This is a genomic window from Streptomyces sp. NPDC002888, assembly GCF_042888465.1.
Taxonomy (GTDB): domain Bacteria; phylum Actinomycetota; class Actinomycetes; order Streptomycetales; family Streptomycetaceae; genus Streptomyces.
The window spans coordinates 393591-412420 of sequence record NZ_JBIAPU010000005.1 but is presented as its reverse complement, the minus strand read 5'-3'; the positions used below and the strand labels follow the sequence as shown (position 1 = coordinate 412420).

Annotated in this window: 14 protein-coding genes; 4 read left to right on the top strand and 10 right to left on the bottom strand. The window is 70.2% G+C overall.

What is annotated here, in order from left to right; all coding sequences use genetic code 11:
* Positions 1 to 146 precede the first annotated feature (146 nt).
* The 3 genes from ACFYWX_RS11420 to thyX all read right to left on the bottom strand — a co-directional run bounded on the left by ACFYWX_RS11420 (position 147) and on the right by thyX (position 3810).
* Positions 147 to 1832, bottom strand: a complete 1686-nt coding sequence (locus tag ACFYWX_RS11420; RefSeq protein ID WP_389423741.1) for a ribonuclease J — start codon at positions 1830 to 1832, stop codon at positions 147 to 149.
* A 128-nt stretch (positions 1833 to 1960) separates the two neighbouring features.
* A complete protein-coding gene (gene dapA, locus ACFYWX_RS11415) occupies positions 1961 to 2860 on the bottom strand; it encodes a 4-hydroxy-tetrahydrodipicolinate synthase (RefSeq protein ID WP_389423740.1) in 900 nt (299 codons plus the stop codon).
* Between the two features lie 209 nt (positions 2861 to 3069).
* Positions 3070 to 3810, bottom strand: coding sequence for an FAD-dependent thymidylate synthase (gene thyX, locus ACFYWX_RS11410; protein WP_389423739.1), 741 nt, complete (start codon positions 3808 to 3810; stop codon positions 3070 to 3072).
* Positions 3811 to 3989: 179 nt separating this feature from the next.
* Between thyX and ACFYWX_RS11405 the strand changes: the two genes are divergently transcribed.
* Together ACFYWX_RS11405 and ACFYWX_RS11400 are read left to right on the top strand one after the other, a co-directional pair.
* A complete protein-coding gene (locus ACFYWX_RS11405) occupies positions 3990 to 4229 on the top strand; it encodes a hypothetical protein (RefSeq protein WP_389423738.1) in 240 nt (79 codons plus the stop codon).
* Positions 4230 to 4330: 101 nt separating this feature from the next.
* Positions 4331 to 4882 (top strand): hypothetical protein, encoded by a 552-nt coding sequence (locus ACFYWX_RS11400; RefSeq protein WP_389423737.1) that lies wholly within the window; start codon positions 4331 to 4333, stop codon positions 4880 to 4882.
* A gap of 84 nt (positions 4883 to 4966) precedes the next feature.
* On the opposite strand, the gene ACFYWX_RS11395 is transcribed toward ACFYWX_RS11400, so the two are convergent.
* The 5 genes from ACFYWX_RS11395 to rpsO all read right to left on the bottom strand — a co-directional run bounded on the left by ACFYWX_RS11395 (position 4967) and on the right by rpsO (position 10404).
* A complete protein-coding gene (locus tag ACFYWX_RS11395) occupies positions 4967 to 5410 on the bottom strand; it encodes a hypothetical protein (RefSeq protein ID WP_389423736.1) in 444 nt (147 codons plus the stop codon).
* Between the two features lie 12 nt (positions 5411 to 5422).
* Positions 5423 to 6175 (bottom strand): 4-hydroxy-tetrahydrodipicolinate reductase, encoded by a 753-nt coding sequence (dapB, locus tag ACFYWX_RS11390; protein ID WP_389423735.1) that lies wholly within the window; start codon positions 6173 to 6175, stop codon positions 5423 to 5425.
* 26 nt (positions 6176 to 6201) lie between these two features.
* The gene (locus ACFYWX_RS11385) at positions 6202 to 7581 is read right to left on the bottom strand and encodes a M16 family metallopeptidase (RefSeq protein ID WP_389423734.1); all 1380 of its coding nucleotides are present in this window, start codon (positions 7579 to 7581) and stop codon (positions 6202 to 6204) included.
* Positions 7578 to 9800, bottom strand: coding sequence for a polyribonucleotide nucleotidyltransferase (locus tag ACFYWX_RS11380; protein ID WP_389423733.1), 2223 nt, complete (start codon positions 9798 to 9800; stop codon positions 7578 to 7580). The genes ACFYWX_RS11385 and ACFYWX_RS11380 overlap by 4 nt, the downstream gene beginning before the upstream one ends.
* A 316-nt stretch (positions 9801 to 10116) precedes the next feature.
* The gene (gene rpsO, locus ACFYWX_RS11375) at positions 10117 to 10404 is read right to left on the bottom strand and encodes a 30S ribosomal protein S15 (protein WP_005479656.1); all 288 of its coding nucleotides are present in this window, start codon (positions 10402 to 10404) and stop codon (positions 10117 to 10119) included.
* A gap of 266 nt (positions 10405 to 10670) precedes the next feature.
* Here rpsO and ACFYWX_RS11370 point away from each other — a divergent pair, with 266 nt between their 5' ends.
* Positions 10671 to 10964, top strand: a complete 294-nt coding sequence (locus ACFYWX_RS11370) for a DUF397 domain-containing protein (protein WP_389423732.1) — start codon at positions 10671 to 10673, stop codon at positions 10962 to 10964.
* 61 nt (positions 10965 to 11025) lie between these two features.
* Here ACFYWX_RS11370 and ACFYWX_RS11365 read toward each other — a convergent pair whose 3' ends face one another.
* On the bottom strand, positions 11026 to 12576 hold the full coding sequence (locus tag ACFYWX_RS11365) for a PQQ-binding-like beta-propeller repeat protein (RefSeq protein ID WP_389423731.1): 1551 nt from the start codon (positions 12574 to 12576) through the stop codon (positions 11026 to 11028).
* A 166-nt stretch (positions 12577 to 12742) separates the two neighbouring features.
* Positions 12743 to 14254: a type VII secretion integral membrane protein EccD gene (gene eccD / locus ACFYWX_RS11360; RefSeq protein WP_389423730.1), complete on the bottom strand. Its 1512-nt coding sequence runs from the start codon at positions 14252 to 14254 to the stop codon at positions 12743 to 12745.
* A 556-nt stretch (positions 14255 to 14810) separates the two neighbouring features.
* Here eccD and eccCa point away from each other — a divergent pair.
* On the top strand, positions 14811 to 18776 hold the full coding sequence (gene eccCa / locus ACFYWX_RS11355) for a type VII secretion protein EccCa (protein ID WP_389423729.1): 3966 nt from the start codon (positions 14811 to 14813) through the stop codon (positions 18774 to 18776).
* The last annotated feature ends 54 nt before the right edge of the window (positions 18777 to 18830 follow it).

Below are 18830 nucleotides of genomic sequence, written 5' to 3'. Positions count from 1 at the left end.
CTCCGGCTCGTCTTGCGGCGCCCCCCCCCGCGGCGCCGCCCCCCCCCCCCCCCCCCCCCCCCCCCCCCCCCCCCCCCCCCCCCCCCCCCCCCCCCCCCCCCCCCCCCCCGCTCCCAGTTCACGCGGACGAGGGGTCGTCCGTGAGGTCAGACCTCCACGACGACCGGCAGGATCATCGGCCGGCGTCGGTAGGTGTCCGAGACCCACTTGCCCAGGGTCCGCCGCACGAGTTGCTGCATCTGGTGGGGCTCGACCACGCCGTCCTGGGCCGAGCGCTCCAGGACCTCCGTGATCTTCGGGAGGACGGCGGCGAAAGCGGAGTCCTCGATACCCGAGCCTCGGGCCTGCACATGCGGACCGCCCGTGATCTTGCCCGTGGACGCGTCGATGACCACGAAGACCGAGATGATGCCCTCGTCGCCGAGGATCTTCCGGTCCTTGAGGGCCGGCTCGCCCACGTCGCCGACCGAGAGGCCGTCGACGTACACGTACCCCGCCTGGACCTTGCCGGAGATCTTCGCCTTGCCCTCGACGAGGTCGACGACAACGCCGTCCTCGGCGATGACGATGCGGTCGTGCGGGACACCGGTGAGGGCGCCCAGCTCGGCGTTGGCGCGAAGGTGACGCCATTCGCCGTGCACCGGCATCAGGTTCTTCGGGCGGCAGATGTTGTAGAAGTACAGGAGCTCGCCCGCGGACGCGTGCCCGGAGACGTGCACCTTGGCGTTGCCCTTGTGGACGACGTTCGCGCCCCAGCGGGTCAGGCCGTTGATCACGCGGTAGACCGCGTTCTCGTTGCCGGGGATGAGTGACGACGCCAGGATCACCGTGTCGCCGTCGACGATGCGGATCTGGTGGTCCCGGTTGGCCATGCGGGACAGCGCGGCCATCGGTTCGCCCTGGGAGCCCGTGCAGACCAGGACCACCTCGTGGTCCGGGAGGTCGTCGAGCGTCTTGACGTCCACGACCAGGCCCGGCGGGACCTTCAGGTAGCCGAGGTCGCGTGCGATGCCCATGTTGCGGACCATCGAACGGCCGACGAAGGCGACCCTGCGGCCGTACTCGTGGGCCGCGTCCAGGATCTGCTGGATGCGGTGGACATGGCTGGCGAAGCTCGCCACGATGATCCGCTTGCGGGCGTTCCCGAAGACCTGGCGCAGGACGTTCGAGATGTCGCGCTCGGGCGGAACGAAGCCCGGGACCTCGGCGTTCGTGGAGTCGGAGAGAAGGAGGTCGATGCCCTCCTCGCTCAGCCGCGCGAACGCGTGGAGGTCCGTGAGGCGGCTGTCCAGCGGAAGCTGGTCCATCTTGAAGTCGCCGGTGTGGACGGCCATGCCGGCCGGTGTGCGGATGGCCACCGCGAGAGCGTCGGGGATGGAGTGGTTGACCGCGACGAACTCACAGTCGAAGGGACCGATGCGCTCGCGGTTCCCCTCGACGACTTCGAGGGTGTACGGGCGGATGCGGTGCTCCTGGAGCTTCGCCTCGATGAGGGCGAGGGTCAGCTTGGAGCCGATCAGCGGGATGTCCGGCTTCTCGCGCAGGAGGAACGGGACGCCACCGATGTGGTCCTCGTGGCCATGCGTGAGGACGATGCCCTCGATGTCGTCGAGGCGGTCCCTGACGGACGAGAAGTCCGGCAGGATCAGGTCGATTCCGGGCTGCTCCTCCTCGGGGAAGAGCACGCCGCAGTCGACGATCAGCAGACGGCCGCCGTACTCGAAGACCGTCATGTTTCGGCCGATCTCGCCGAGGCCGCCGAGGGGGGTGACCCTCAGGCCTCCCTCGGGGAGCGGCGGGGGCGGACCGAGTTCAGGATGCGGATGACTCAAAAGACTCTCCTCACCACACGCGCCACGTACCGGTAGGGCACGTGGCGCGCATGACGTTCGTGCAGAAGCAGTTGTCGTTGTGGAATGCGGGCACCGGTGACCCGCCTATTCAGTTGTGAAGTCTGATGTCAGAGCTGTACCCCGCCGGCGGCAAGATCGATCTTGAGCTGCTCGGTCTCCTCGGGCGTGAGCTCCACCATCGGCGCGCGCAGCGGGCCGGCGGGCAGGCCCTGGAGGGCGAGCGCGGCCTTCGTCGTCATGACGCCCTGGGTGCGGAACATGCCGGTGTAGACGGGGAGCAGCTTCTGATGAATCTCGGTGGCCTTCTGGACGTCACCGGAGACGAACGCGTCGACGAGGGCGCGCAGGTCCGGCGTGACGACATGGCCGACGACCGAGACGAAGCCGACCGCGCCCACGGAGAGCAGCGGCAGGTTCAGCATGTCGTCACCGGAGTACCAGGCGAGGCCGGACTCGGCGATGGCCCAGCTGGCGCGGCCGAGGTCGCCCTTGGCGTCCTTGTTGGCGACGATGCGTGGGTGCTCGGCGAGGCGGACAAGCGTCTCGGTGTTGATCGGGACGCCGCTGCGGCCGGGGATGTCGTAGAGCATGACCGGCAGCTCGGCGGCGTCGGCGACGGCCTTGAAGTGCCGGTACAGGCCCTCCTGCGGGGGCTTGTTGTAGTACGGGGTGACGATCAGGAGGCCGTGCGCGCCCACCTTCTCCGCCGCGCGCGCCAGCTCGATGCTGTGGTGCGTGTCGTTGGTGCCGACGCCGGCCACGACGTGGGCGCGGTCGCCGACTGCCTCCAGGACGGCTCGTACGAGGTCCGTTTTCTCCGCATTGCTGGTCGTGGGCGACTCGCCGGTGGTGCCATTGATGATCAGGCCGTCGTTGCCTGCGTCCACCAGGTGGGTGGCGAGCCGCTGAGCGCCGTCGAGGTCGAGTGCGCCGTCCGCCGTGAAGGGCGTGACCATGGCGGTGAGGACCCGCCCGAAGGGGGTCTGCGGAGTGGAGGTCGGAGCCATGGGTTACACGCTACTCGTTGCTCAACGCGGGGTCTTCCCTCGGGGGGTGTGAAAAGTCCGGACAAACATGGAACCCGGCACTGCCTGCTCGGGGGTTCAAGCAGTGCCGGGTCCGTTTGATCAGGCTAGATGAACTTCCCTAAATGCCGCAATCCGGACACTTCAAGCGGCTGATCCATACATCTGTTCCGGGCGGCGAACCATGTGCGTCACGGCGCGACCCGGCCGTTGCCGTTGAAGGCGGCGTGCGTGAGCGGCATGAGCCGGGCCCACTCGGCCTCCATCTTCTCGCCCACCATCTCGATCTCCCGCTGCGGGAAGGACGGGACCTTCGCGAGCTCGTGCTGGGTGCGCAGGCCGAGGAAGTGCATCAGCGAGCGGGCGTTGCAGGTGGCGTACATCGAGGAGAACAGTCCGACCGGGAGGACCGCGCGGGCCACCTCGCGGGCGACGCCGGCGGCGAGCATCTCCTGGTAGGCCTCGTAGGCCTGGCGATAGGAGTCCTCCATGACGCGCCCGACCAGCTCCTGCTGGGCCTGGGTGCCCTCCACGAAGACGTACTTGCCGGGGCGCCCCTCCTGCACGAGCTTGCGGGCCTCGTCGGGGACGTAGAAGTGGGGCTGGAGCTCCCTGTAGCGGCCGCTCTCCTCGTTGTACGACCAGCCCACGCGGTGGCGCATGAACTCGCGGAAGACGAAGATCGGGGCGCTGATGAAGAACGTCATCGAGTTGTGCTCGAAGGGGCTTCCGTGCCGGTCCCGCATCAGGTAGTTGATCAAGCCCTTGGAGCGTTCCGGGTCCTTCTTCAGCTCGTCCAGGGACTGCTCGCCGGCGGTGGAGACGCGGGCGGCCCACAGCACGTCGGAGTCGGCCGCACTGTGCTTGACCAGCTCGACGGTGACATCGCTGCGGAAGCTGGGCTTCAGGTCGTCGGCGGGGGTGTCGGTCACGGCTCGGAGGGTCCTTCCATCACTTCTGTCGGGCGGCGCCCACTCTACGGGGCGCACATTCGGGGATGGACGACACTTTGCCGCTACGAAGTCGGTGAAAGCTGGCACCTTTTGGGGCACTCGCTCGTCTGAGCTGATGACAGTGATTCTTTCGATCCCCGAGAGGAGCAGGACCCCCGATGTTCCGTCGGCGCGAACCCGTTCCGTTCGCCTTCCTCGCTGAAGCCGACAGGTTCCGCAGCAATGTCAGTCCCCCGCCACCCGAGCGGGCGTCGCTGAGTCAGATAGCCGGGCGCTGGCTGTGGGGGCTCACGATCGTCGCCTCGCTCGTGGGTTCCCTGGTGGTGGGGATGCCGGCGCTGACAACCGACCACTCCCCCGCGCAGACACAGCAGTCGCAGGCGTCCCAGGGGCACTGAGCCGCCCCTGACTCGGACGGACCCCCAGGAGTGGTGAGCGGGGACACGGGCGGATAGCCTCACCGGGCACAGCCCATGCATGGATTGAGTGAGGACCAGCCGTGCCCCTGCCCTTCCTGACGGCCGACCGCGCATTCGAGGCAGCGGAGGACGACGTCGCGTTGCCCTTCGACGACCGCGACCGCTGGCGGCGCCCCTACCGGCCCGGCCCGTGGCGCGTGGGCATGGCGGCCCTGTGGCTGCTGCTCGCGTCGTACGTGCTGTTCGCCGCCGTCATCATCGCGCTGACCGGCACGCCGGCCGAGGGCGGTGTGGTCTTCGGCATCGCGCTGGTGGTCATCGCCGCCTCGCTGCGGCTGCTGCGCATGGGCGTGTGGGTCAGTGCGCGCGGGCTGCGCCACGTGGGCTTCTTCGTCACGCGGACGGTGCCCTGGGACCGGGTCGCCGCCGTGCGGACGGTCCAGCAGCCGGTGCGCTGGCTCGGCCTGCCGCGCACGGTGCAGGGTGAGGCGCTGACCCTCGTACGCAGGGACCGGCAGGACGTGCTGGCGTTGTTGTCCTCGCACGGTGCCGACTTCCTGGCGCGGTCGGCGGCGTTCGACCGGGCGGCGGACTCGCTGGAGGCCTGGGCCGACGAGTACCGGCCGGGCTGAGTCACCGCCTGTTGATGTGTCGGGGCCCGGTCCGCACAAGCGGACCGGGCCCCGACTCGTTGTGGGGACGCCTCGGTACGAGGCTCAGTGCGAGGTCTCGTGCAGGGTGATCGCCCGTTGCATCGCCTTGCGGGCGCGCGGGGTGTCGCGGGCGTCGTGGTAGGCGACGGCGAGGCGGAACCAGGTGCGCCAGTCGTCCGGCGCCGCCTCCGTCTCGGCCTTGCGCCGGGCGAAGACCTCGTCGGCCGAGTCGCGGTCGACGCGGCCGCTGGGGGTGCGCTGCAGCTCGTCGACGGGCAGGCCGCCCTCGGCGTCGAGTTCAGCGGCGAGCGCGTTGGCCCTGCGGACGAACTGGGTGTTCTTCCACAGGAACCACACGCCGATGACCGGCAGGATCAGCACCGCCACGCCGAAGGTGACGGTGATGAGCGTGCCGGACTGTATGAGCATGACGCCGCGGCTGCCGACCAGGACGAAGTAGAAGACCAGGACGGCGGCCGTGAGGGCGTAGGAGAGCTTCGCGCGCATGGCTTCAGGGGCTCAGTTCAGGTCCAGGAAGTGCTCCAGGCCGAACGTCAGGCCCGGAGTGGTCACCACGCGGCGGGCGCCCAGCAGGATGCCCGGCATGAAACTGCTGTGGTGCAGGGAGTCGTGGCGGACGGTCAGCGTCTCGCCCTCGCCGCCCAGCAGGACCTCCTGATGGGCCAGCAGGCCACGCAGGCGGACGGCGTGGACGGGGACGCCGTCGACGTTCGCGCCGCGGGCGCCGTCCAGGGCCGTGGCCGTGGCGTCCGGCGCCGGGGCGGTGCCGGCCGCACGGCGGGCCTCGGCGATGAGCTGAGCGGTGCGCGTGGCGGTGCCGGACGGAGCGTCCACCTTGTTGGGGTGGTGCAGCTCCACGACCTCGACGGACTCGAAGTACGGCGCGGCGATCTGCGCGAACTTCATGGTCAGGACCGCCCCGATGGAGAAGTTCGGGGCGATGAGCACGCCGGTCTCCGGGGAGTCGGCCAGCCAGCCCCTGAGCTGCGCGAGGCGCTCGTCGGTCCAGCCGGTCGTGCCGACGACGGCGTGGATGCCGTGCCGTACGCAGAACTCGAGGTTGTCCATGACCGAGGCGGGCGTGGTCAGTTCGACCGCGACCTGGGCGCCGGTGTCCGCCAGCGTCTCCAGCTTGTCACCCCTGCCCAGGGCGGCCACCAGCTCCATGTCCTCGGCGGCCTCGACCGCTCGTACCGCCTCGGCCCCGATACGGCCCTTGGCGCCGAGGACCGCCACACGCAGCTTGCTCATCTGTTGTGCTTCCTTAGGGGTGTGAGTTAGGCGACCGCGTCGTGCAGCCGGGAGGCCTGCTTGTCCTTGAGCGGGCCGATGACCGACAGCGACGGGCGCTGTCCCAGGACGGCGCGGGCGACCGAGCGGACCTCGTCCGGGGTCACCGCCACTATCTTGGCCAGCATGTCGTCGACGGACATCTGCTCGCCCCAGCACAGCTCACTCTTGCCGATGCGGTTCATGAGCGCACCGGTGTCCTCGAGGCCGAGGACCGTGGAGCCCTGGAGCTGGCCGATGGCGCGGCTGATCTCGTCGTCGGACAGGCCGTTTTCGGCGACGTGGTCGAGTTCGTCGCGGCAGATCTTCAGCACGTCGTGCACCTGACTCGGGCGGCAGCCCGCGTACACGCCGAACAGTCCGCAGTCGGCGAAGCCCGAGGTGTACGAGTACACGCTGTAGGCCAGGCCGCGCTTCTCGCGGACCTCCTGGAAGAGCCTCGACGACATGCCTCCGCCGAGGGCCGTGTTGAGGACGCCGAGGGCCCAGCGACGGTCGTCCGTGCGGGACAGACCGGGCATGCCGAGGACGACGTGCGCCTGCTCGGTCTTGCGGCCGATCAGGTCGACGCGGCCCGCGGCGCGCAGAGCGCGCCGGCCCTCGCGCGGGGCGATGGGCGTGGCGTCGAGTTCCTTGAGGGCGCCCGCCTTCTCGAAGGCGGCGCGGACCTGTCGTACGACCTTGTTGTGGTCGACGTTGCCGGCGGCCGCGACGACGAGGTGGGTGGGGTCGTAGTGCTTCTTGTAGAAGCGGCGGATGCGGTCGGCGGTGAGGGCGTTGACCGTGTCGACCGTGCCGAGAACGGGGCGGCCGAGGGGGTTGTCGCCGAACATGGTGCGCGCGAACAGGTCGTGCACGCAGTCGCCCGGGTCGTCCTCGGTCATGGCGATCTCTTCGAGGATCGCGCCGCGCTCGACGTTGACGTCCTCTTCGAGGATCAGGGAGCCCGTGAGCATGTCACAGACGACGTCTATGGCGAGCGGCAGATCGGTGTCGAGCACGCGCGCGTAGTAGCACGTGTACTCCTTCGCCGTGAACGCGTTCATCTCGCCGCCGACCGCGTCGATGGCGGAGGAGATGTCGAGGGCGCTGCGCTTCGAGGTGCCCTTGAAGAGCAGGTGCTCGAGGTAGTGCGTGGCGCCGTTCAGGGCCGGGGTCTCGTCACGGGAGCCGACGTGCGCCCAGATGCCGAAGGTCGCGGAGCGGACCGACGGGAGGGTTTCGGTGACGATGCGCAGGCCGCCCGGGAGGGTGGTTTTGCGGACCGTACCGATGCCGTTCTCGCCCTTGATGAGGGTTTGGGTACGGGCGACGGCCCGCGCCTCCGAAGAGGTGCGGGCCGTCGCCTTGGAGCTACTCGACGTCACTTGTCGGTGTCGTCCTTCTGCTCGTCGGTAGTACCTTCCTCGCCCTCGATCACGGGGATCAGGGAGAGCTTGCCGCGGGAGTCGATCTCGGCGATCTCGACCTGGACCTTGGCGCCCACGCCGACCACGTCCTCGACGTTCTCCACGCGCTTGCCGCCGGCCAGCTTGCGGATCTGCGAGATGTGCAGCAGACCGTCCTTGCCGGGGAGCAGGGAGACGAACGCGCCGAAGGTGGTGGTCTTGACGACCGTACCCAGGTAGCGCTCGCCGACCTCCGGCATGGTCGGGTTGGCGATGCCGTTGATCGTGGCGCGGGCGGCCTCGGCGGCCGGGCCGTCGGCGGCACCGATGTAGATGGTGCCGTCGTCCTCGATCGTGATCTCGGCGCCGGTGTCCTCCTGGATCTGGTTGATCATCTTGCCCTTGGGGCCGATGACCTCACCGATCTTGTCCACGGGGATCTTGACGGTGATGATCCGCGGGGCGTTGGGGGACATCTCGTCCGGCGTGTCGATCGCTTCCATCATCACGTCGAGGATGTGGAGGCGGGCGTCACGGGCCTGCTTGAGGGCGGCGGCCAGGACGGAGGCCGGGATGCCGTCCAGCTTGGTGTCGAGCTGGAGGGCGGTCACGAACTCCTTGGTGCCGGCGACCTTGAAGTCCATGTCGCCGAAGGCGTCCTCCGCACCGAGGATGTCGGTGAGGGCGACGTAGTGCGTCTCGCCGTTGATCTCCTGGGAGATCAGACCCATGGCGATACCGGCGACGGGGGCCTTCAGGGGCACACCGGCGTTCAGCAGCGACATGGTGGAGGCGCAGACCGAGCCCATGGACGTCGAGCCGTTGGAGCCGAGGGCCTCGGACACCTGACGGATCGCGTAGGGGAACTCCTCGCGCGTCGGCAGCACCGGCACGATGGCGCGCTCGGCGAGGGCGCCGTGGCCGATCTCGCGGCGCTTCGGGGAGCCGACGCGGCCGGTCTCACCGACGGAGTACGGCGGGAAGTTGTAGTTGTGCATGTAGCGCTTGCGGGTCACCGGGGAGAGGGTGTCCAGCTGCTGCTCCATGCGGAGCATGTTGAGGGTGGTGACGCCCAGGATCTGGGTCTCGCCACGCTCGAACAGCGCCGAGCCGTGCACGCGCGGGATGGCCTCGACCTCGGCGGCGAGCGTACGGATGTCCGTGACGCCGCGGCCGTCGATGCGCTTCTTCTCCTTGATCACGCGCTCGCGGACCAGCTGCTTGGTGAGCGAGCGGTACGCGGCGGAGATCTCCTTCTCGCGGCCCTCGAACTCCGGCAGGAGCTTCTCGGCGGCGAGCGCCTTGACGCGGTCCAGCTCGGCCTCGCGGTCCTGCTTGCCCGCGATGGTCAGCGCGGAGGCGAGCTCCGGGCGGACGGCGGCGGACAGCGCCTCCAGGACGTCGTCCTGGTAGTCGAGGAAGACCGGGAACTCGCCGGTCGGCTTGGCGGCCTTGGCGGCGAGGTCGGCCTGGGCCTTGCAGAGCACCTTGATGAAGGGCTTCGCGGCGTCCAGACCGGAGGCGACGACCTCCTCGGTCGGCGCCTCGGCGCCGCCCTTGACCAGCTGGATGGTCTTGTCGGTGGCCTCGGCCTCGACCATCATGATCGCGACGTCGCCGTCCTCCAGGACGCGCCCGGCGACGACCATGTCGAAGACGGCGTCCTCGAGCTCGGTGTGCGTCGGGAACGCGACCCACTGGCCGTTGATCAGCGCGACGCGGACGCCACCGATCGGGCCGGAGAAGGGCAGACCGGCCAGCTGCGTGGACGCGGACGCGGCGTTGATCGCGACGACGTCGTACAGGTGGTCGGGGTTGAGCGCCATGATCGTGGCGACGACCTGGATCTCGTTGCGCAGGCCCTTCTTGAAGGACGGGCGCAGCGGGCGGTCGATGAGGCGGCAGGTGAGGATGGCGTCCTCGGAGGGGCGGCCCTCACGGCGGAAGAAGCTGCCGGGGATCTTGCCGGCGGCGTACATCCGCTCCTCGACGTCCACCGTCAGGGGGAAGAAGTCGAGCTGGTCCTTGGGGTTCTTGGAGGCGGTGGTGGCCGACAGCACCATGGTGTCGTCGTCCAGGTACGCCACGGCGGAGCCGGCGGCCTGCTTGGCCAGGCGGCCCGTCTCGAAGCGGATGGTGCGGGTACCGAAGGCGCCGTTGTCGATGACGGCCTCGGCGTAGTGGGTCTCGTTCTCCACTAGCAATTTCTCCGTTACTTGTCGTCTTTCGTCCCGCGGCTGCCCGTGTGGCAGGGGGACGGTGGCGGAGAAGCGTTCCGTTCGGTGCGGGCCGGTCTTCGATCGAAGCACCCGGGGCTCGAACGCCCGGGGGCCACTACCGAGGACCGGCGGCGGCGAGGCGCGCTTCTCCTCGTTCTGTGTCGTGCTCTTGTGTGTCGTGCGTATTGCGTTGTGCTACCACACTACAAAGCGTGGGTGACACTCCGCACGTTTCCCCACGTACGGCAAAGGGAGCGGCCCCCGATCTGTCGGGAACCGCTCCCCTCACTGCGTCTTACTTGGCGCCCGCAGCACCACGGCGGATGCCGAGGCGGTCGACCAGCGCACGGAAGCGCTGGATGTCCTTCTTGGCGAGGTACTGCAGCAGACGGCGGCGCTGACCGACCAGGATCAGCAGACCACGACGGGAGTGGTGGTCGTGCTTGTGGGTCTTGAGGTGCTCGGTCAGGTCCGAGATACGGCGCGAGAGCATCGCGACCTGGACCTCGGGGGAGCCGGTGTCGCCCTCCTTGGTACCGAACTCGGTGATGATCTGCTTCTTCGTAGCGGCGTCGAGCGACACGCGTACTCCTCGTAGTCTTTGAGTGGCCACCGAGTGCCCCCGGTCTTTGTCTCGGGGGAGCTTCCGTTACTCGGGAGGCGGGGATCCGCTGGGCGCGGCCTCCAGAGCGAGGGCTCCGGGGGTGCGTACACAAACGGCCGTCACTCAGGGTACCAGGCACTTGTGGGCGCCTTTGCCCGGGGCCCGGAAGCTCCGGGAGAGCGCTCGGGAGGCCACTAGGGTGAGCGCTCGGACTGGTTCGTACGTCGGGAAGGGGTCGCTGGGGCATGGCGGAGACGGAAGCGGAGACCAAGGCGCGCAAGGAGCGGGAGCGGGACGAGCTGTACGCGCTCGACATCTCCGGCGTCGAGTGGCTGTGCGCGCCCGGCACGGAGGAGCAGGAGGAGCGGGTCGAGATCGCCTATCTTCCCGGCGGTGCCGTGGGAATGCGGTCGTCGCTCGACCCGGACACGGTGCTGCGCTACACGGAGGCGGAGTGGCGTGCCTTCGTGCTGGGCGCGCGGGACGGGGAGTTCGACCTGGAGCCGGCGCCGCACAACGGGGGGCTCGCCACGGAGTGACGGACCGCGGTGACGGACCGCAGTGACGGAACGGGGGACTGGTCGATGCCGGTCCCCCGTCTCACTGCCCGGTGCCGGTCTTCCTCGCGGCGCTCTCGATGCCCAGGACCATCAGGGTCCAGGCCTTGCCCTCCTTCTCGGTGGGGCCGTTGGCCTGCTTGGCGCCGAAGTAGAGCCTTCCGTTCTGCACGAGAACGTCGTTCGAGTCGATGATCGTGAAGTTCTCGGCCTCCAGCGGCAGGCCGAAGTAGAAGTACGGCGTCTCCTTGCCCGTCTCGGGGTCCAGGCTGACCAGTCCCATGGGCGCGATGCGGTCGCTGCTCAGGCGGAGGGCGAGGAGCTGTCCGCCGCTGGTGCGGATCGGACGGAGCGTCTCGTTGGGGCCCGACTCGAACTTCTTCGTGGTGTTCCCGGTGGCCAGGTCGAAGCCCACGATCCAGTTGGAGGGGTGCAGGGCGTCGTCGGAGTCCTTGCTCCTGAGGAAGACCTGGCCGCCGCCGACCGGAATCGTCGGGCAGTCGTCGATGACGAGGTAGTCGAGTTCGGAGGAGCAGTCGCCGACGTACTGCCCGTTCTGCAGCCGGATCGTGGCGCGGTTCTTGCCCCGGCCGTCCAGGGAGAGCAGCTCGGTGTAGCCGGTGTCGCCGGCCGCGACGGCGAGGACGGGCGGGTCGGTGGACGGCACCTTGAGGTCCCGGACGCCGGTCGCGGCGGAGTACGTCCACTTGGTCCGGCCGGTCCTCGGGTCGACCGCGCGCACCTTGTAGGTGAGGGACTCCCAGGAGTCGACGGGCTTGCCGTCGTGCCAGCACGAGACCCGGATGAGCAGGGCCCCTCCGCCGGCGGCGCCGGCGTCCTCGCAGGTGCCGGTGGTCTTCGTACTCCACAGCCTGCGGCCGTTGTCCATGTCGTACGCCTCGGAGCCGCCGCCCCAGGTGACGGCGACGGTGGCGCGGGTGAGGGTCACGCTGGGGGTGTTCTGGGTGGCGCTGTTGTCCGGGGTGCCCTTGCCGCCGCCCTCGCGGGAGGCGGCGATCTCGTGCTGCCAGATCTTCCGGCCGTCGTCGAGGTCGAAGAAGGCCACCTGGTCGCAGAGGGCGTCCTCGTCCTCGCTCGACCTGAACAGGACGGCCGTACGGTTCTCGCCGGTCACATGGCGGGTGTAGCCGCAGATCGGACCGGACAGCGAGAGCTTCCACTTCTCGTCGCCGGGTGAGGCGTCGGTGCCGACGGCGAGGCCGACGACCGTGCGGTTGATGCCCTTGGCGAGGATCTTGTCCGTCGCCCACATGCCCGGCATCTCGTGCTGCTCGTTGGGGCTCATGTCGTCGGTGGAGAAGCGGAAGCCCATGGTGCCGGTGGTGCTCGCGGGCCGCTTCTCGACGGTCTCCCGGACGTCGAGGCGGCCCTGCGCGGTAGCGGCGAGCGGCTTTTTCGACGTCTTGGGGTCCTGTTCCAAGGCACCGGACAGCAGCAGCGCGCCCGCGCCCAGCGCGGCGACCACGACGGCGGCCACGACGCCGAGCAGCGTCCTGCGCCGCTTCTTGCTGCGCTGCTGGTCCGCCGAGACGGCGGACTGAGTGTAGATGGAAGGCGGCGGGCCGAAGCTCACGCTCGATGTTCCCTTTCTTTCACAGCTCGTCCACGTGACCTGCTCGTCAGCTCAGGTCGTCGGCTCGTTCACGCGACCTGCTCGTCAGCTCAGTCGCCGTCGCGTCGGCTCGTTCACGCGACCTGCTCGTCAGCTCAGTTCGCCGTCGCGTCGGCTCTTCGTCGTTTCAGCTCGTCATCGACCGGGCCGTCGCGTACACGTCGAAGACAGCCAGCGCCAGCGGCACCAAGGTCAGCAGCACGAAGCCCTCGGCGATCTCCAGGAAGCGTCCCCAGAACGGTGTGAGGCCGCCCCGCGAGAGGATCAGGCCGACCGCGGTGACGATCGCGGCCGCGGCGGCGATGGCCGCGACGAGCCAGATCGTGCGGATGTCGAGGTCGGTACGGTCGCCCGTGAGGGCCTCGCGGATCAGCGCGTGCGGCGGGTTGAGGGCGAGGCCGAGGCCCAGCAGCACGAGGGAGGCCAGGCCGGCGCCCAGGACCGGGGCGACCTGGGCCGTGTACCGGAAGAGGTGGGCGCGCATCAGCAGCGCGACGCCGGTCGCGAGCGCCAGCAGCTGGGCCCAGACGCCGTCGGAGAACCCGAGGACGGCCGAGGCCCCGACCGCGACGACCGCGCAGCCACCGACCAGGCCGACCAGGAGTTCGTGACCGCGGCGGGCCTGGGCGCCGACCCGCTCGGCGTCCACCGGCTCCTGGGGGGCGGGGTCGGCGCCGTACGCGCTGCGCGGGGCGGTGTTCGGGGGGTCGAAGCCGATCGGGAGGCGGGCGAAGCGCATGGACAGGCCCGGCAGGAAAGCCAGGGCTCCCACGGCGACCGGGGCGCACAGCGCGCCGACCTCGGAGGGTGTCCAATGGGCGAGGGTCGCCGCGAAGACGGCGAGCAGACCGACGGCGGAGGCGAAGACGAAGGCGACGAAGGGCCCGTCGCCGCTCGGGGAGCACAGGGTGAGCAGGACCGAGGCGAGCAGCACGGCGGCGCAGGCCAGCAGGAACTGCAGCTTGCCGATGCCCTGTCCGTCGGCGAGCGGGAGGAGTCCGGAGCCGGCCACCGCCACGTTGGGCAGCGCGCCGAGTCCGAGGGCGACGGCCGAGGCCCGGTCGTCGTAGATCCGGGCGCGCACGCAGGCGAGGACGAGGAGGAGGAGACCGGTGACCGCGGCGAGGACGCCGGGCAGGCTGTGCATGTCGTGGCGCGGGTCGCCGGTCCAGGCCACGAAGGCCAGCAGGGCCGGCAGGACACCTCCCCCGACGAGGCCCGCGGCGCGCGTCAGTCCGTCGCTCCACTGGGTGTGCTCGCGGGTCACGGCGGAGGCGACCGCTTCGGACATGTCGTCGAAGACGGCCGGGGGCAGCGACTCGGAGAAGGGGCGCAGGGTGAGCAGTTCGCCGTCGAGAATGCGCTGGGCGGCGAACGAGCGGGAGCTGTCGAGGACGGTGCCGTCCCGGCGTACGAGGTGGTAGCCGACGGGGGCGCCCTCCGCGGGGCTCTGCTGGGAGAGCCGGAGGATCTCCGGGTAGATGTCGGCGACCGGGATGTCGTCGGGCAGTGCCACGTCGATGCGGCTGTCGGGGGCGACGATCGTGACCCGGCAGAAGCCGAGCCCCGTGCCTGCCCCGGAAGGCGTTCCGGGACCGGGGCCTCCCCCGGTGGTTGCCGTGGAGGCCGTCATGCTCACCTGCTGCTCCCCCTCAGTGATGATTCTGCGTCTGCGGCGTGAAGGTTCAGCGCCGCTCTCCCCACCGCGTGCGGGCGGGGCACGTCGCGTGCCGTCGCCGGGGTTGCGCGCCGCTCCGGATCGCGCCGTATGCCCCGATCCGCCTGGCCCAACTCCTCTGTGCTCACGCGAACATCCGGCACCCTACCGCCCCCTCGTCACATGTGTAGTCAGTAGGATCACGCGGCGGCCTTCGTCCGCCTGACACGGGGTGGCGAACGACCTCCCGGGACACGGCCAGGGCCTGTCCGGCGGAGCAGGTCGCAGGAAAGGTGCGGCACCTGATGAGCGCAGGTGAGCGGGGGCTGGTGTGTCCAGCTGCAAGGCGGAGGAGGGAGTCGGCGCGATGGGGGTACCGCCCTGCTCGAGCGGAGCCGAGAGCTCGGGGAGTCGGCGACCGACGACACCGCGGGTGGGAGCACCTCCCGCCCGAGCGAAGTCGAGAGTGGGGGAGGGCGTGCCGGGCCCCGCAGTTGCGGCACGATCCGCCGGACAGGCCCGAGGGAATGAGTGACCAGTGAGCCACATCGTCGTGAAGCGCCCGCCTCGGGTGCTGCCGCCCGAGGTGTCCACGGACGAGATCGTCCTGCAGCCTCCGCCCGAGCTGCCGCGCGGGCACCAGGAGAGCGTGCTGATGCAACTGCTGCCCACGCTCGGCATGGGTGGCTCGGTGGTCTTCTTCTTCACGAGCGGGCAGCCGTTCATGAGGATCATGGGCATGGTCATGATCGCCTCGACGGTGGCCATGTCCATCGCGATGGTGGTCCGCTTCCGGCGCGGCTCCCAGGGGCAGTTGGCGGACATGCGCCGCGACTACCTGAGCTATCTGACGCAGACCCGGCGCACCGCCCTCGACACGGCGCAGGCGCAGCGGGACGCGCAGTACTACCTCCACCCCTCTCCCGAACAGCTGTGGGCCCTGGTCGCCGAGGGCAGCCGGGTGTGGGAACGGCGGGCGGGCGACGAGGACTTCGCCCAGGTCCGCATCGGCCTCGGCGCCCAGTCGCTCGCCACTCCCCTGATCCCCCCGGAGCACGGGCCGGTCGAGCAGTTGGAGCCGCTGACGGCGGGCGCGATGCAGCGCTTCCTCTCGGTGCACAGCACCCTGGAGGACCTGCCGATGGCGGTCTCCCTGCGGGCCTTCTACCACGTCACGGTGAGCGGTGACCCGCACTCCGTACGGTCCTCCGCCCGGGCCATGGCCGGTTCGCTGGCCGCGCTGCACTCCCCCGAGGACCTGGTCCTCGTGGTCGCGGCGAGCCGGGAGGCGCTGCCGCACTGGGAGTGGGCCAAGTGGCTGCCGCACACGCAGGCGGCCGGTGCCGTGGACGGCGCGGGCAGCCGCAGGCTGATCGACAGCGACACCCGCGAGCTGGAGAACCTGCTCTCCACCCGGCTGACCGGGCGCCCGCGCTTCCACCCCAACGCGACGCCGCTGCCGGAGGAGCCGCACATCGTCGTCGTCCTCGACGGCCTGTCCCTGCCGCAGGACTCGGTCCTGGCCAACCCCGAGGGGCTCCAGGGCGTGACCGTCCTGGAGGTCGTCGCGGGCGAGCTCACCGGGGCGGGCGGCGAGCTCTCCATCGTCGTACAGCCCGAGGCGCTGCATCTGGAGTCGGGGCACGGTGTCGTCTACGAGGGGACACCCGACGCCCTCTCCCACGAGTCCGCCGAGGCCCTCGCCCGGCAACTGGCCCCGCTGCGGGTGGCCTCCGGCGGGGACGACGACGAACCGCTGCTGGCCAACCTGGAGTTCACCGACCTGCTCAACCTCGGTGACGCGGCGTCCGTCGACACCAAGCGCACCTGGCGGCAGCGTTCCCTGGCGGAGCGGCTGCGGGTGCCGATCGGTCTCGGTGAGGACGGCCGGCCCGTGATGCTCGACCTCAAGGAGGCCGCGCAGGAGGGCATGGGCCCGCACGGTCTGTGCGTGGGCGCGACCGGTTCCGGCAAGTCGGAGCTGCTGCGCACGCTGGTGCTCGGCCTCGCCGTCACGCACTCCTCGGAGACCCTGAACTTCGTCCTGGCGGACTTCAAGGGTGGCGCGACCTTCGCGGGCATGGCGCAGATGCCGCACGTGGCGGCCGTCATCACCAACCTCGCCGACGACCTCACCCTGGTCGACCGCATGGGCGACTCCATCCGCGGTGAGCTCAACCGCCGCCAGGAGATGCTGCGCGACGCGGGCAACTACGCCAACATCCACGACTACGAGAAGGCGCGCGCGGCCGGCGCTCCCCTGCAGCCGATCCCCTCGCTGGTCCTGGTGATCGATGAGTTCAGCGAACTGCTGACCGCCAAGCCGGACTTCATCGAGATGTTCGTGCAGATCGGCCGCATCGGCCGCTCGCTCGGCGTGCACCTGCTGCTCGCGTCGCAGCGCCTGGAGGAGGGCCGCCTGCGCGGTCTGGAGACCTATCTGTCGTACCGCATCGGTCTGCGCACGTTCTCGGCCGCCGAGTCCCGGGCGGCGCTCGGCGTCCCGGACGCCTACGAACTGCCGAACGTGCCGGGCTCCGGGTTCCTGAAGTTCGGCACGGACGAGATGGTGCGGTTCAAGGCCGCGTACGTCTCCGGCGTGTACCGCTCGGGTACGCAGCGGGCGGCGCTGGGCGGCGGGCCGCTGCCGGTGGACCGGCGCCCGGTGCTGTTCACGGCGGCCGAGGTGCCGGTGCAGTACGTGCCGGTGCCGCAGCAGCGTCCGGCGAGCACTCCGGACGTCGACGAGGCGCTGGCGGACACCGTGCTGGACGTGATCGTGCGCCGCCTTGAGGCGCAGGGCCCGGCGGCGCACCAGGTGTGGCTGCCGCCGCTGGACAGCCCGCCGTCGTTGGACGCCCTCCTGCCCGGCCTCACGGCGGTCGAGGGCCGGGGGCTCACACAGCCGGGCTACGAGGGTGCGGGCCGCCTGGTCGTCCCGGTCGGCCTGGTGGACAAGCCGTACGAACAGCGCCGCGACCCTCTGTGGGCCGACTTCTCCGGTGCGGCGGGCCATATGCAGATCATCGGCGGCCCGCAGTCCGGCAAGTCGACGCTTCTGCGCTCGCTGATCTGCTCCTTCGCCCTCACCCACACGCCGCAAGAGGTCCAGTTCTACGGCCTCGACTTCGGCGGCGGCGGCATGGCGTCGCTGGCCGGTCTGCCGCACGTCGGCGGGGTGGCCTCGCGCCTGGACCCCGAGCGGGTGCGGCGCACGGTGGCCGAGGTGTACGGCGTGCTGACCCGCCGCGAGGAGTACTTCCGCTCCGCGGGCATCCCGTCGATCGCGGACTTCCGGTCCCGCCGGGCGCGCGGCGACATCTCGGTCACGGACCAGCCGTGGGGCGACGTGTTCCTCGTCATCGACGGCTGGGGCAACTTCCGTACGGACTACGAGGCGCTGGACCCGATCGTCGTCGACATGGCAGCGCGCGGTCTGGGCTACGGCATCCACGTCGTCCTGACGGCGTCGCGGTCGATGGAGGTCCGCGCGAACCTCAAGGACCACCTGATGAACCGCCTGGAGCTGCGGCTCGGCGACCCGATGGACTCGGAGATGGACCGCAAGGTCGCCGCGAACGTCCCCACGGGCGTGCCGGGTCGAGGCCAGTCCCCGCAGAAGCAGCACTTCATGGCGGCGGTGCCGCGGATCGACGGCCTGACGTCCGACACGGACCTGGCCGACGCCACGCAGGCACTGGCGACGGAGGTCACGCGCCACTGGCAGGCTCCGCCGGCCCCCGAGGTCCGGCTGCTGCCCCGCGAGTTCCCGGCCGACCACCTGCCCCCGGGGGACCGCTTCCCGCGGCGCGGGGTCGCCTTCTCCCTCGACGAGGACAACCTCGAGCCGGTCTTCGTCGACTTCGAGCAGGACCCGTTCTTCCTCGTGTTCGGCGAGAGCGAGTCGGGCAAGTCGAACCTGGTGCGCCTGCTGATCAAGCAGCTCACGCAGCGCTACTCGGGCGACGAGTGCAAGCTGTTCGTGGTCGACAACCGGCGCTCGCTCCTCGACGTCACGCCGTCCACCCACCTGGCCGAGTACATCCCGATGTCCAACGCCATGGACCACCACATGTCCGCCCTCGCCAACCTGATGGAGCGCCGCACCCCGACGGCGGACGTCACCGCACAGCAGCTGAGGGACCGCAGCTGGTGGCGTGGACCGAACGTGTACGTCGTCATCGACGACTACGACCTCGTGTCGACGTCCAGCGGCAACCCGCTGGCCGCCCTCACCGAGCTCCTCCCCTTCGCCCGCGACGTCGGCGTCCGCTTCATCATCGCCCGCTCCACGGCGGGCGCGGGTCGCGCCTCGTACGAGCCGTTCATGCAGCGCATGAAGGAGCTGGGCGCGCAGGGTGTGGTGCTCGCCGGCGACCCCGGCGAGGGCGACCTCCTCGGCGGGGTCCGACCACGGCCGATGCCCGCGGGGCGGGGGGTCTTTGTGTCTCGGCGGCAGGGGAAGCCCTTGGTGCAGGTGGGGTTGGTGAAGGAGGCGTACTGAGGCGTCGGCTCCCGTTGAGAATCTCGGGTTTGAGAATCTCGGCGGGCCACTCTC

Excerpts from the sequence above, each read along its gene's own strand:
- dapA (WP_389423740.1), bottom strand. The coding sequence starts at position 2,860 with ATGGCTCCGACCTCCACTCCGCAGACCCCCTTCGGGCGGGTCCTCACC.
- ACFYWX_RS11405 (WP_389423738.1), top strand. The coding sequence starts at position 3,990 with ATGTTCCGTCGGCGCGAACCCGTTCCGTTCGCCTTCCTCGCTGAAGCC.
- ACFYWX_RS11395 (WP_389423736.1), bottom strand. The coding sequence starts at position 5,410 with ATGCGCGCGAAGCTCTCCTACGCCCTCACGGCCGCCGTCCTGGTCTTC.
- dapB (WP_389423735.1), bottom strand. The coding sequence starts at position 6,175 with ATGAGCAAGCTGCGTGTGGCGGTCCTCGGCGCCAAGGGCCGTATCGGG.
- ACFYWX_RS11370 (WP_389423732.1), top strand. The coding sequence starts at position 10,671 with ATGGCGGAGACGGAAGCGGAGACCAAGGCGCGCAAGGAGCGGGAGCGG.